The organism is Nonomuraea sp. GTA35, assembly GCF_041950525.1.
In the GTDB taxonomy this organism is placed as follows: Bacteria; Actinomycetota; Actinomycetes; order Streptosporangiales; family Streptosporangiaceae; genus Nonomuraea.
In genome coordinates this window covers 273,621-287,846 of the sequence record NZ_JBGNUV010000002.1, presented here as the reverse complement: position 1 = coordinate 287,846, position 14,226 = coordinate 273,621, and the positions used below count along the sequence as shown (strand labels likewise).

General features: G+C 74.2%; 6 protein-coding genes. All 6 read left to right on the top strand.

The annotated features are described in order from the left end of the window. Positions 1–25: 25 nt before the first annotated feature. On the top strand, positions 26–2,266 hold the full coding sequence (locus ACBJ32_RS08050) for a hypothetical protein (protein WP_375126175.1): 2,241 nt from the start codon (positions 26–28) through the stop codon (positions 2,264–2,266). A 66-nt stretch (positions 2,267–2,332) separates the two neighbouring features. Beyond that, on the top strand, positions 2,333–4,828 hold the full coding sequence (locus tag ACBJ32_RS08045; protein ID WP_375126174.1) for a hypothetical protein: 2,496 nt from the start codon (positions 2,333–2,335) through the stop codon (positions 4,826–4,828). Positions 4,829–5,013: 185 nt separating this feature from the next. After that, positions 5,014–8,424: a phosphodiester glycosidase family protein gene (locus ACBJ32_RS08040; protein WP_375126173.1), complete on the top strand. Its 3,411-nt coding sequence runs from the start codon at positions 5,014–5,016 to the stop codon at positions 8,422–8,424. 98 nt (positions 8,425–8,522) lie between these two features. Next, positions 8,523–9,668 carry an amidohydrolase family protein gene (locus ACBJ32_RS08035; protein WP_375126172.1) on the top strand — a complete coding sequence of 382 codons (1,146 nt, stop codon included), beginning with the start codon at positions 8,523–8,525 and terminating at the stop codon, positions 9,666–9,668. 104 nt (positions 9,669–9,772) lie between these two features. Next, on the top strand, positions 9,773–11,140 hold the full coding sequence (locus ACBJ32_RS08030; protein ID WP_375126171.1) for a M20 family metallopeptidase: 1,368 nt from the start codon (positions 9,773–9,775) through the stop codon (positions 11,138–11,140). 165 nt (positions 11,141–11,305) lie between these two features. Further along, positions 11,306–14,116, top strand: a complete 2,811-nt coding sequence (locus ACBJ32_RS08025; protein ID WP_375126170.1) for a glycoside hydrolase family 2 TIM barrel-domain containing protein — start codon at positions 11,306–11,308, stop codon at positions 14,114–14,116. The last annotated feature ends 110 nt before the right edge of the window (positions 14,117–14,226 follow it).

Sequence of the window (14,226 nt, the reverse complement as noted above, 5' to 3'; positions counted from 1 at the left end):
GTGGTCTTGGCTGGATCCTGGTCACATGGACGGTTTCCTCGACGAGACCTGCGGGGGCGTGACCGAGCTCCGCGTGCACGGCGTCTCCGGCACGCCCCCGGCCGGCACGCTCGGCCACCCTCACCCCCGGCTCGTCGCGGGCGACGGCACCACCGGGTTCTACCGGCGGTGGTGGGAGGGCGGGCGGCCGTCCGGCGACCATCCGGACGTGCCCGGCGTGCGCCGCCGCGAGGCGTACGCGTGGGGGAATCTCACCTCCGGGGGCCGCACGATCGCGCTGTGGCTGCTCCTGCTGCCGTTCTCGCTGGCGAACCTGTCCTACTTCATGCTGCCCAGGCCCGCGCGGGGCGTGCGGCTGCGGCACGTGACGGAGGCGGCGCAGCGGCTGTTCGCGCTGCTGCTCACCGGGACGCTCGTCGGCGCCGTCACCCGGGCCAGCGTCGACCTCGTCGGCTGGCAGTGCACGGCCGCCGGGCGGGCCTGCACCTACGACACGGCGCCGGGGTGGGTGCGCTGGCTCGGCGTGTTGTGGGGCGACGAGCCGTCCAGGCGGCTGGCCGTCACCGCGCTGGTGCCGCTGCTGGTCGTGGTGCTGCTGTGGTGGATCGCGCGGCGCACCTGGCTGCGCGACGAGCGCACGGTGCCGCCCGAGACCGCCTTCCAGGACGGGGTGCTGCTGGCCAGGCCGAGGCTGTGGCACGGGGCCGCGCCGGTGTGGCGGCTGCGGGTCGTGCACGTGGCCTTCTCGATCGGCTCCATCGCGGTGGCCGTGTCGGCGCCGTTCGCGGGCACGGCCACCGGCCTCGCGCTGACCGTGGCCAACGCGGGCGTGATGCTCGCCGCCGCCGTGCTGGCCGCGCTGCCGTCCATCGCGCGGCGGCTGGATCCGCACACCGGGCAGCGGCCGCCCGCGTGGCTGACGTTCGCGTGCCACGCGCTGCGGGTGGCCGCGCCGGTGGCGTTCCTGGCCACGGCCGGGGCGGCGCTGGCGGGAATGCCGGCCCGCGTGGCGGGGACGAGCGCGTGGTGGCTGCCCGGCGTCGGTATTGGAACGTTCCAGTACGCGGTGACGGTCGGGCTGGCGCTGTTCATCCTGGTCGCCACGGCCGTGCTGGCCCGCATGGATCGGCAGGGCGAGCCCGGCGGGCGGGGGGAGGGACGGGCGCTGGGCGGGATGGCCGCGTGGGTGGTGCTGATGGTGGCCGTGGGCAGCGCGAACGTCATGGCGCTCGGGCTGCTGTTCTGGACGGCCGCGTACTTCGGCGTCCCCGCGCATCCCGCCTCGCCGCAGCCCGTCGGCGGGAAGCTGTTCCTGGACGAAGCCGTCTGGTGGACGGCGGCGCTCGTGCCGCTGCTGCTGGCCGGGCTCGTCGTCGTGGCCGCCGGGTTGTGGCTGAGCCGCCGGGCGGAGGCGGGGCGGCTGGCGCCGGAGCTCAAGCCGTACTACCTCGAACGCGACGACGCCCGGGTGGTCGCGCGCACGTGGGCGCTGGCGGCGCTCACCGACCGCGCCGGGCTCGTGCTGGGCGTGCTCACCGGGATCGGGGTCGCGGGCTCCGCCGCCGTGACCGTGATCCACCGGCTGCGGCTGTTCACGCCGGACGGCGGGATCGCCGGGCTGCTCGCCTCGATCGGGAGCTGGGCCATGGTGGCCGTCGTGGTGGCGCTGGTGGTGATCGGGCGGCGCACGTACCGTGACACCCGGCTGCGCAGGACGGTCGGGATCCTGTGGGACATCTGCACGTTCTGGCCGCGCGCCATCCACCCCCTGTCGCCGCCCTGCTACACCGAGCGGGTCATCCCCGAGCTGATGACGCGCGTCGGCCGGCTCGCCCCCACCGACCGCGACCAGGTCGTGCTGTCCGGGCACAGCCAGGGCAGCGTCATCGTGGCCGCCCTGGTGCTGCAGCTCGATCCGGGGCAGCGGGCGCGCGTCCGGCTGCTGACGCACGGGTCGCCGCTGCGCCGCCTGTACGCGCCGTTCTTCCCCGCCTACTTCGGCGGCGCCGGCCTGAGCGCCGTACGGGAGCGCGTGAGCTGGTGCAACCTCTACCGGCTGAGCGACCCCATCGGCGGTCCCGCCTTCCGCCGCGTCGATCCCCTCGCCGGCGGGCAGCGGGACGCGGTGGACCGGTTCTGCTGGGATCCGCTCCGGCCAGGGCCGGGGGAGCCGCTGCCCGAGACGCGGTGGCACTCCGGCTACTGGCTCGATCCCTCCTACGACGCGGCACTGGATCGGCTGATCACCGTCAAACCCGCCGCCTGAGCCCTCGGCACGGGTAGGGTGGCCCGCGTTCCGAATCGATCGCCGCATCCGGATGGGGGCTCGACGGTGAGGTGGGTACTGCTGCTGCTGGTGGTCGGGACGATGTGGTGGTCGGGCCCGGCCGTCGCCGTCGCCGGGACGGGCCAGGAGGCCGGGAACGGTCAGAGAGCCGGAGCGGGCCAGGACGCCGGGGCCGGTCAGGGCGCCGGGGTGAGCCGGGTGGCCGGGGCCGGCCAGGAGACCGGGGCCGGTCATGGGGCTGGGGCGGGCGAGGGGGCCGGTGGGCGGGTGGCGTTCATCGGGGTGCCGGGGCTGTTGTGGGACGATCTCGATCCGCGTGACACGCCGCGGCTGTGGGAGCTGGCCGGGCAGAGCGGGCTCGGATCCCTGTCGGTCAAGGCCGTCGGCACCGTGACCTGCCCGTACGACGGGTGGCTGAGCGTGTCGTCGGGCGTGCGCGCGGCCGTGGGGCGGCGCTGCGGGCTCTCCCCCGAGCCGATCGTCCGAGGGCAGGGCGCGGTCGTCCCCGGGATGCGCGAGCTGCACGCCACGCGGGACGGCGCCAACGCGGGCACGCTCGGCGCGGCCGTGCACGCCGCCGGCCACTGCACGGCCGCCGTCGGCAGGGGCGCGGCGCTCGCGCTGGCCGACAAGGAGGGCGAGGTCGATCTGTACGCCGCCACGCCCGCCGGGCTGAGCGACTGGTCGCGCTGCCGGGTGCTCGCCGTGGACGTGGCCGCGCTCATCGAGCCGTACCTGGTGGACGGCAGGCTGCCGCAGGAGCCCGAGGTGCTCTCGCCCGAGCGGCGGCGCGATCTGGCCCGCCAGGCCGACGCCGAGGTCGGCGCGGCGCTGGACCGGTTGCCCGCCGGCACCGAGATCGTGCTGGCCGGCATCAGCGACCACGGCTCCACGCCGCACCTGCGCGTGGCCATCTGGAAGCGCGCAGGGACCACGACACCCGGTGGCAGCGGCTCCGGCGCCACCCCGGCCGCGCGGCCCGACGGCGCTTCCGGGAGCGATGCGCACGTGCGCTCCGGCGGCGACGAGGGCATGCGCTCCGATGCCGATGTGAGCACACGGGCCGGCGATGGCGTCGATGCGGAGGTGCGGGCCGGTGGTGGCGTGGATGCGAGCATGCAGGCCGGTGGTGGCGCGGATGCGAGGGCGTGGGCCGGTGGTGGTGCGGATGTGAGTGTGCGGGATGCCGGTGGCGAGGTGGTGGGGCCGCGGATCGGGGGGAACTCGGCGCGGCGGGACGACATCGTGCTGCTGCCCGACGTCACCCCGACCGTCCTGACCGCCGCCGGCATCGCCACCCCGCCGGAGGTGATCGGGCTGCCGTGGCGGCTCGGCGAGCCGATCAGCTCCGCCGACCTCGTGCGGGCCGACCTGGCCGGCACCACCGTGCGCGGGATGACCGGCTACTTCTTCACCGGTTTCGCCACCCTCACGGTCGCCTTCTACGTCGCGTCCTACCTCCTGCTCTCCCGCCGGCGCAGGCTCGGATTCGTCGGCGTGGCCGCCATCGCGATGGCCTGCCTGCCCGTCTCGACGTACGTGGTGAACCTGCTGCCCTGGGACCACAGCCCGAACATCCCGCCGACCCTGATCGGCTGCGTGCTGGCGGTGACGGCGGCGCTCAGCGCGATCGCCCTGCTGGGCCCGTGGCGGCGCGACCCGCTCGGCCCGCCGGCGGCCGTCTGCATGATCAACTTCGCGGTGCTCGTCGGCGACCTGCTGACCGGGACGCACCTGCAGTTCAACGCGCTCATGGGATACACCGCCGTGGTCGGCGGGCGGTACTACGGGCTGGCGAACATCCCGTTCGCGCTGCTGGCGACGTCCGTGCTGATGGGCGCCGCCGTGGCCGCCGAGCATCTGGTGCGCGCCGGGCGCAGGCGCCTGGCCGTGGCCGGGGTGACCGGCCTGGGCGTGATCGCGACGCTGCTGGCCGGCTGGCCGGGCGTGGGCAGCGACTTCGGCGGCGTGATCGCGTTCGCGCCCGGGATCGCCGTGACCGCGCTGCTGGTGGCGGGCAGGAAGGTGTCGCTGCTGAAACTGGTGGGTTTCAGCGCGCTCGGCGGGGTCGCCGTGTCGGTGATCGCGGTGCTGGACTGGCTGCGGCCGCCGCAGTCGCAGACGCACCTGGGCAGGTTCGTGGGGCAGGTGCTCGACGGGACGTTCTGGCCCATGATCGGCCGCAAGCTCGGCGCCATGCTGCACACGCTGCTCTCGCCCAACCTCATGCCGATCGTGCTGGCCGGGCTGGTGTTCCTGGTGTTCGCGGTGCTGCGGCCCGGGCAGGTGAGCGCGGGCCTGGTGCCCAGGGCGTTCGCGCGGGCGCCCATGCTGCGGGCCGGGCTGGTCGGCGCGCTGGCCAGCGGCGTCGTCGGCATGCTGGTCAACGACTCCGGCACGGCCGTGCTGTCCATGGCGGTGGCGCTGGCCGTGCCGCTGGTGCTGCACGCCGGGGTGCGCCTTCCAGGTGAGGACGAGCCGCTCGGGCGCGCGGTGGACGAGCGTGGCCGCCATGACGACGTCCTCGCGGGCGAGGTGTAGGCCGTGCAGCTCGCGGACGAGCGGCTCCAGCCCCGCCATCGCGGCCGGCGCGAGCTCGCGGTGGAGCGCCTGTCGAGCTACGAACCATCCTGAAAGGCGAGGTGGGAGGCGTACAAGATCTGAAATTTTCTTTTAGTTCATCCTTATGTCTTGAAAGTTATATCCACGAGCGATTGAGTTCGGTCGTGCAGACCCTCCGATTGCTGGCCGCCGCCGCGCTCGTGTTAGGCCCCGTGGCCCTCAGCGCGCCCGCGCAGGCCGATCCCACCCCTCCCGCAGAGGACGCGCTGGAGACGGCGTCGTCCTATCAGGCCTCCTCCACGCTGCTCGCCCCCACCGCCGCGGCACCTCAACGGCTGGAGACCGCCAAGAAGACCCGGCCGGTGGCGCCGGGCATCTCGCTGACCTCGTTCGACACCTACGACGCGCTCGGCTGGCTGCGCGCGGACGCCGTCACCGCCGATCTGGGCGGTGACGGCTCGGCGAACAGGGCGGACTACGTCTTCTCCGGTGAGGTGTCCAAGACCGAGCCGCTGTCCGGGCCCGCCAAGCGCTCGCGGGCCGTCGCGGCCGTCAACGGCGACTTCTTCGACATCAACAACTCCGGCGCCGCGCAGGGCATCGGCGTGCAGAACGGCACGCTGATCCAGTCGCCGGTCGCCGGCCACGAGAACGCCGTCGCGGTCACCGGCGACGGGGTCGGTCGCGTGCTCAAGATGTACTTCGAGGGCACCGCCACCCCGTCCGGTGGCGCGCCGGTCAAGCTCACCCAGTTCAACCAGATCATCCAGCGGGACGGCGTGGGCCTGTTCACGCCGCTGTGGGGGTCCTACAACCGGGCCCGCGCGGTCGAGGGCGCCACCTCCGTCGCCGAGGTCGTGCTGGTGGACGGGGTCGTCTCCGAGGTACGCGGCTCCGCCGGCACCGGCCCGATCCCCGCCGGCACCACGATCCTGCTTGGCCGGGACGCGGGGGCCGCCGCCCTGTCCGCGCTCAAGGCCGGCGACAAGGTGGACGTGGCGTACCAGCCGAAGCCCTCCGACGGCAGCTCGGTGAAGGCCGCCGTGGGCGGCAACTGGGTGCTGGTCAAGGACGGCGTCGTGCAGAACTCGACCGACCCGGCCGCGCACCCGCGCACCGCCGTCGGGTTCTCGGCGGACGGCAGGAAGATGTACCTGCTGACCGTGGACGGCCGCCAGGTCGACAGCCGCGGCGTCACGCTGAACGAGCTGGCCGCCATGATGAAGGAGCTCGGCGCCGCCAACGCGCTCAACCTCGACGGCGGCGGCTCCTCCACCATGCTGGCCCGCGAGCCCGGCTCCGCCGACGTGCAGGTGGAGAACAGCCCCTCCGACGGCGGCGAGCGTCACGTCCCCAACGGCCTGGCGCTCTACGCGCCCGAGGGCAGCGGCAAGCTGAAGGGCTTCTGGCTGGAGACCGCCAGCGACCCCGCCAAGGCGCCCGGCGTCGGGCCCGTCGCCGGTGGCCGTCCCGAGCGGGTCTTCCCCGGCCTGACCAGGCGGCTGACCGCCGCCGGCTACGACGAGACGTACGGTCCCGCCGCCGGCACCCCGGCCTGGCGGGCGAACCCGGCCGTGCACGGCGTCATCCGCGACGGCAGGTTCCACGCCCTGGTGCCCGGCACGACCACGGTCACCGCCTCGCGCGGCAAGGCCAAGGGCACCATCGAGCTGACCGTGCTGCAGCCGCTGGAGCGGCTCGGCGCCACCGCCGACCGCCTCGGCATGGCCGGCGAGGGCGGCACCGCCACGTTCGGCGTGGTCGGCTACGACCGTAACGGCAACTCCGCGCCCATCGAGCCCGGCGACCTCACGCTCGACTACGACCGAAACCTGTTCGAGGTCACCGCGACCGAGCACGGCTCCTTCACCGTCAAGGCCAGGCAGGCCACCGGCTCCGGCCTGATCACCGCCAAGGTCGGCAGGATCAGCACCGCGGTGCCGGTGACCGTCGGGTTCGAGTCCAAGCCGGTCGCCGACTTCGAGGACGCGGCAGGGTGGACGTTCGCCGCCGCCCGCGCCACCGGCTCGCTGTCGGCCGCGCCCGGGCAGAGCGGGGGCGGGCTCAAGCTGTCGTACGACTTCACCACCTCCACCGCCACCCGGGCCGCGTACGCCAGCCCGCCCCAGCAGATCGTGGTCGAGGGGCAGCCGCAGGCGTTCGGGCTGTGGATCAACTCCACCGGCAAGGGGGAGTGGCCGAGCCTGGAGTTCTACGACGCGCTCGGGCAGTCGCAGATCCTGCGCGGCCCCTACCTGACGTGGACCGGCTGGAAGTACGTCGAGTTCACCGTGCCGCCGGGCGTCAACTACCCGCTCAAGCTGCGGCGCTTCTACGTGGCCGAGACGAAGGCCGACGTGAAGTACACCAACGAGATCCTCATCGACGGGCTGGTCGCCAAGGTGCCGCCGTCGGTCTCGGCCCCGGCGGCGCCCAGGAAGGCCGACCCCGTGGTCAGGAGCGAGGTCTCCACGATGCCGTGGCGGTTCGCGGTCATGTCGGACGCGCAGTTCGTGGCCAGGAACCCGGACAGCGACCTGGTCAGGAACGCGCGCCGCACCCTTCAGGAGATCAGGGCGGCCCGGCCGGACTTCCTGGTGATCAACGGTGACCTGGTGGACGAGGCGTCGCCGGAGGACTTCGCGCTGGCGAAGAAGATCCTCGACGAGGAGCTCGGCGGAACGGTGAAATATCACTACATTCCGGGCAACCATGAGGTCATGGGCGGCAAGATCGACAACTTCAAGGCCGTCTTCGGGGACACCTACCAGACCTTCGACCACAAGGGCACCCGCTTCATCACCCTGGACACCTCCCGCCTCACCCTCAGGGGCGGCGGCTACGACCAGGTGGCCCGGTTGCGGTCCCTGCTGGACGCGGCGGCCGAGGACGGCTCGATCGGGTCCGTCGCCGTCCTGTTCCACGTGCCGCCGCGCGACCCCACGCCCGGCAAGGGCAGCCAGCTCGGCGACCGCAAGGAGGCCGCGCTCGTCGAGGGCTGGCTGGCCGACTTCCAGCGCGCCACCGGCAAGGGCGCCGCGTTCATCGGGGCGCACGTGGGGACCTTCCACGCCGAGCGCGTGGACGCGGTGCCGTACTTCATCAACGGCAACTCCGGCAAGAACCCCGCCACCGCCCCCGAGGACGGCGGGTTCACCGGATGGTCGCTGTGGGGCGTGGACCCCGTGACGCGGGCCGAGGCCGAGCACGTCAAGCGGAACTGGTTCGCCGACGCGCCCGACTGGATCGGTACGCAGGTGCGGCCGCACGTGGACGGCCTCACGCTCACCGCCCCGGCCACGGTCGCGGTCGGCGTGCCCGCCCCGGTGACGGCGGCGGTCGAGCAGGCCTCCCGTACGGTGCCCGCCGCCTACCCGGTGTCGGTCACCTGGTCCGGCTCGCCGAACCTGCACGTCGGCACCCGCAAGACCGCCAAGCCGTGGCACGTCGCCGTGCTCGACCCCCGGTCCGGCACGCTGACGGCGCTGCGGCCGGGACAGGTGACGGTGGCCGTCACGGTCAGCGGCGTCACCAAGCAGGCCCAGGTGGCGCTGACCGCCAAGGCGGCCGCCTGACGTCCGCTCCGGGGCCCCGCGGGACGGTGATCGTCCCGCGGGGCCCTTCGCGTGTCCGCTCCCTGGGCCGCGGGTACGACAGCGGGGGAGGTTCGCCGATGACCATGGAGTTCGACCTCGTGCCCGCCGGGCTGGCCCGCGCCATCGAGGAACTGCCGCTGGTGGACCACCACACGCACGGGGCGGTGGCGCACGACCTGTCGCGCACGGCGTTCGAGGAGATGATCAGCGAGTCCGACCGGCCCGTGCCCGACTGGACGACCCCGTTCGACTCCCAGCTCGGCTTCGCCATCCTGCGCCACTGCGCGCCCGTGCTCGGGCTCGAACCCTTCTGCGCGCCCGAGGAGTACCTCGCCAGGCGGGCCAGGCTCGGCGCCGACGAGGTCAACCGGCTGCTGCTCGGCGCCGCCGGGCTCGGGCACCTGCTGGTCGAGACCGGCTACCGGGGCGAGGAACTGCTCGGGCCCTCGGGCATGGCGGAGGCCGGCGGGGCGCCCGCCGACGAGGTGGTACGCCTGGAGAGCGTGGCCGAGCAGGTGGCCGCCACCGGGTGCGCGGCCGACGCGTTCGCCGGGCGGTTCGCCGAGGCGCTACGGGAGCGGGCGGGGACGGCGCGCGGGCTCAAGAGCGTGGCCGCCTACCGGTGCGGGCTCGACTTCGACCCCGCGCCCCCGTCGCGGGCCGAGGTCGCCGAGGCCGCCGGGCGGTGGCTGGCCGCCGGGGGCGGGCGGCTGTCGGACCCCGTGCTGGTACGGCATCTCATCTGGGCGGGGCTGGAGCTCGGGCTGCCGCTGCAGTTCCACGCCGGTTTCGGGGATCCGGACCTGGACCTGCGGCGGGCCGACCCGCTGCTGCTGCGCGGGCTGATCGAGCTGGCCGAGCCGACCGGGGTGCCGCTGCTGCTGCTGCACTGCTACCCGTACCAGCGGCACGCGGGGTTCCTGGCGCAGGCGTACCCGAACGTCTTCTTCGACGTGGGGCTCGGCGTCAACTACACGGGGGCGCGCAGCGCGGCGCTGGTGGCCGAGAGCCTGGAGGTGGCGCCGTTCGCGAAGCTGCTCTACTCCTCCGACGCGTGGGGGCCGGCCGAGCTGCACCATCTGGGGTCGGTGCTGTGGCGGCGGGCGATGGCGCGGGTGCTGGGCGGCTTCGTGACCGACGGCGAGTGGTCGGCGGCCCAGGCGGTGCGGGTGGCCACCATGGTGGGGGTGGAGAACGCGCGGCGGGTTTACGGGCTGGGCTGAAAGGTGATTTCGGGGCTTGAGTGCCGCTGGCGGGGGAAGCGGTAAGGATTTGGGCCGGTTCGACGGGTTCGACCGGAGGAAGCTGCTGCGATTTTGGGGGGTTCATGGCGGGGACGTTCGTCGACGGTCGCAAGGTGGGCGTGGAGGTGGCGTTGCGGACGGCGCTGCGCCGCGAGCTGCCCGCAGCCGTGGCGCTGCGGCGGGAGCTGCACGCCGCGCCGTGCGTGTCGGGGGAGGAAGGGCCGACGCTGCGGCGGGTGCTCGCGGCCTTGCCCGGCGGCGTGGCCGAGCACGTGGCGGGCACGGGCGCGGTGCTGCGGGTCGGCGGGCCGGGGCCGGCGGTGGGAGTGCGGGGCGAGCTGGACGCGCTGCCGATCGCCGAGCGCACCGACGTGCCATGGGCCGCCGTCAACGGCGCCATGCACGCCTGCGGCCACGACGTGCACCTGGCCGCCGTGGTCGCGCTCGCCCGCGCCGTCGCGGCCGTCACCTCGGGGGACGTCGCCGGCGCCGATCCCCGAACGGCCGCCGCGGACGCGGCGCAAGCCGTCGAGGCCGTGCTGGCGGCGGCCGAGGGGGCGGCGGCAGGGGCGGTGGCAGAGGGGGCGGCGGCCGAGGGGGCGGCGCGGGCCGCGGCAGGGGGCGGGCTCGTGCCGCTGCTCGCCGTGCTGCAGCCGCGCGAGGAGACCTTCCCCTCCGGCGCGCTCGACGTCGTCAGCTCCGGCGTGCTCCGCAGGCACGACGTGCGGGCCATGATCGGCGCCCATGTGCAGCCCGTGCTGCCCGAAGGCACGATCGCCTGCGCCCCCGGCCCGGTGAACGCCGCCTCCGACGAGTTCAGGGTGACCGTCAAGGGAGGTGAGGGGCATGCCGCGTACCCGCATCTCACCCGCGACCCCGTGCTCGCCATGGCGCAGGTGATCGTGGCGGCGCAGCAGCTGGTCAGCCGCGTCGCCGACCCGATGGCGCCGACGGTGGTGACGTTCGGCACGGTGAACGCGGGCAGCGCGCCCAACGCCGTCCCCGGCGAGGCGGTGGCGCGGGGCACGCTCAGGACCATGTCGCAGGAGTGGCGCGGGCGGCTGCACCGCAGGTTCAAGCAGGTCGCCGAGGACACGGCCAGGGCGTACGGATGCAACGCCGTGGTCGAGATCATGCCCGGCGAGCCTGTCCTGGTCAACGACCGGTCGCTGGCCGCCAGAACGGGGGAGCGGCTGCGGGAGCTCGGGTGGTCGGTGAACGACGAGCTGCGCTCGTGCGGGGCCGACGACTTCGCCCGCTACGGCGACGTGGCGGCGTCACTGATGATGTTCGTGGGCGTGGACACCGAGAGCGGCCTGCACAGCCCCGCCTTCCTGCCCGGCGACGCCGCCGTGGGCGCGGTCGCGGAGGCGCTGCTGGCCGGCTACCTGGCCGCCGCGTCGAGCACCGCGGCCATCCGGCCCTGCCGCCATCGGGCGCCCGGGGGCTGACGCGCCCCTCGCGAGCCGGGGGCGGCGCCTCCGTTCAGGTCCTGCTCCGTTCAGGCTCTGCTTCGTTCCGGCATTGCTCCGTTCCGGCCCGCTCGCGCGAGCGCCCGGGACGGACACCGACCCCATCGCTGACTGATTCGTCCCGAACCTCTAGGCTCGGCGGAGATGGACCTCGAAACTTTCTCCCCCGCTTCCGGCCGGCTGGAACCCAGGGCGGCACTGCGCTCCGACGCCCCGTGCCTCGACCTCAACGGCACGTGGCGCTTCCGCCTCTCACCCACCGCCGGCGTCCCCGACGACTTCGCCCGGCCCGACTACGACGACACCGGCTGGGACGACCTGCCGGTCCCGTCGCACTGGGTCCTGCAGGGGCACGGCGCCCCCGCCTACACCAACGTCTCCTTCCCCATCCCCATCGACCCGCCCCACGTCCCCGACGAGAACCCGACCGGCGACTACCGCCGCGCCTTCGACCTGCCCGAGGGCTGGACGGGCGGGCGGCTGCGGTTCGAGGGGGTGGAGTCGTTCGCCCGGGTCTGGCTCAACGGGCACGAGCTGGGCTTCTCGACCGGCAGCCGGCTGCCCGCCGAGTACGACGCCGCCCCGTACCTGCGCCCCGGCCGCAACGTGCTGGCCGTGCGCGTGCACCAGTGGTCGGCCGCCACGTACCTGGAGGACCAGGACATGTGGTGGCTGCCCGGCATCTTCCGCGGCGTCACGCTCACCCGATCCACCGCCGACGTCTTCGTGCACGCCTCCTACGAGGACGGCCGCGGCACGCTCAGCTTCGAGGGCGCCGGCACGCTCAGCGTCCCCGAGCTCGGCATCGACGGCCTGGAGCCCGGCGCCGAGGTCACCGTCGAGGTCGAGCCGTGGACGGCGGAGACCCCGCGCCTGTACGAGGCCGTGGTGACCTGCCCCGGCGAGACGGTACGGGTGCGCGTCGGCTTCCGCACGATCTCCATCGTGGACGGCGTGCTGATGGCCAACGGCCGCCCGCTGCTGCTCAAGGGCGTCAACAGGCACGAGTTCCATCCGGAGCACGGGCGGGCGGTGCCGTACGAGACGATGCGCGAGGACGTGCTGCTCATGAAGCGGCACAACGTCAACGCCGTCAGGACCAGCCACTACCCGCCCCACCCGGACTTCCTCGACCTGTGCGACGAGCTGGGCCTGTGGGTGATCGACGAGTGCGACCTGGAGACCCACGGCTTCGGCCAGGTCGGCTGGCGCGCCAACCCCACCGACGACCCCCGCTACGCCGACGCGCTGCTCGACCGCATGCGCCGCATGGTCGAACGGGACAAGAACCACCCCAGCATCATCATGTGGTCCCTCGGCAACGAGGCCGGCGTGGGCCGCAACCTGGCCGTCATGGCCGCCTGGACCCGCGAGCGCGACCCGTCCAGGCCGCTGCACTACGAGGGCGACCGGTCGTGCGAGCACACGGACGTCTACTCCCGCATGTACGCCTCCCACGCCGAGGTCGAGGCCATCGGCAGGCACGAGGAGGACCCGCTCGACGACCCCGAGCTGGACGCGCGGCGGCGGGCGATGCCGTTCATGCAGTGCGAGTACGCCCACGCCATGGGCAACGGGCCCGGCGGGCTGGCCGAGTACCAGGAGCTGTTCGAGCGGTATCCGCGGCTGGCCGGCGGGTTCATCTGGGAGTGGATCGATCACGGGCTGGCGCATCCCGCGTACGAGTACGCGTACGGCGGCGACTACGGCGAGCCCGTGCACGACGGGAACTTCGTCATCGACGGGCTCGTGTTCCCCGACCGGACGCCGTCGCCCGGGCTGATCGACCTGAAGAAGGTGTTCGAGCCGGTCCGGTTCGAGTTCGGTGACGGGGTGGTGCGGGTCGTCAACCACTACGGCTTCACGGACCTGTCGCACCTGCGGTTCACGGCCACCGTGCAGGTCGAGGGGGAGACGGTCGCCGAGCACCCGCTCGACGTGCCCGCGGCGGGCGGCGAGTGCAAGCTGCCCGAGGTGGCCGACGGGCCGGACGGCGAGCGCTGGCTCACGGTGCGCGCGGTGCTGGCCGAGGACCTGCCGTGGGGGCCGGCCGGGCACGAGGTGGCCTGGGGGCAGGCGCTGCTGGCACGGCACGAGCCCTGGGAGCACGTGGCGACCGTGGCGTTCACGCGTGACGGCGCGCGCGGCGGCATCTGGGACGGCACTCGCGACGGCGGCGAGCTGACGGTCGGCGGGTGCGCGTTCGACGCGACGACCGGGCGGCTGGTCCGGCTGTTCGGCACGCGGGTGGAGGGCCCGAGGCTCGACCTGTGGCGGGCTCCGACCGACAACGACAGGGCCGCCGGCCTCGAGGCCCGGTGGCGCGAGCTCGGCCTGCACCGGCTCACCCACCGGGTGGACGACATCTCGCTCGGCGACGGGCTGACCGTGCGGACGCGGGTCGCGCCGGCGGACACCGACCTCGGGATGGTGGCGACGTACCGGTGGAGCTTCGACGGCGGGCTGCGGCTGCTGCTGGACATCGAGCCGAAGGGCGACTGGCGCGACCCGATCCCGCGGCTCGGGGTCACGATGTCGCTGCCGGGCTCGGCGGTGGACCGGGTGACGTGGTTCGGGCTCGGGCCGGGGGAGGTGTACCCGGACACGGGCATGGCCGCCCGGGTGGGGCGGTGGTCGGCCACGGTGGAGTCGATGCAGACGCCGTACGTGTACCCGCAGGAGAACGGGCACCGCGCCGACGTGCGGTGGGCCGAGCTGGGCGGCTTCCGGGTGTCGGGCGAGCCGGTGTTCGGGCTGACCGTGCGGCGGTGGAGCGCCCTGGAGCTGGCCGCCGCCCGCCACCGGCCCGATCTGGTGGCGGGGGAGCGGGCGTACGTCCACCTGGACCTCGCCCACCAGGGCATCGGCACGGCCACCTGCGGTCCAGGCCCGCTGCCGGCCTACGACCTGAGGGCCCGCCGCGCCACCCTCCGCGTCCGCTTCGACGAGCTCTGACCCCTGCCAAGGCCGGACCCCGGCGTGCTGGGGCCCGGCCTTCGCCGGAGCGCAGTGCGCGGTGGCGGCTGGGCGGTGCGGGACCGGGGGGCCGGTCCCGCACCGTGGGG

What these genes read in the sequence shown, in the direction of transcription:
- ACBJ32_RS08030 (WP_375126171.1), top strand. Translation starts at nt 9,773, where the DNA reads ATGGCGGGGACGTTCGTCGACGGTCGCAAGGTGGGCGTGGAGGTGGCG.
- ACBJ32_RS08035 (WP_375126172.1), top strand. Translation starts at nt 8,523, where the DNA reads ATGACCATGGAGTTCGACCTCGTGCCCGCCGGGCTGGCCCGCGCCATC.
- ACBJ32_RS08025 (WP_375126170.1), top strand. Translation starts at nt 11,306, where the DNA reads ATGGACCTCGAAACTTTCTCCCCCGCTTCCGGCCGGCTGGAACCCAGG.
- ACBJ32_RS08050 (WP_375126175.1), top strand. Translation starts at nt 26, where the DNA reads ATGGACGGTTTCCTCGACGAGACCTGCGGGGGCGTGACCGAGCTCCGC.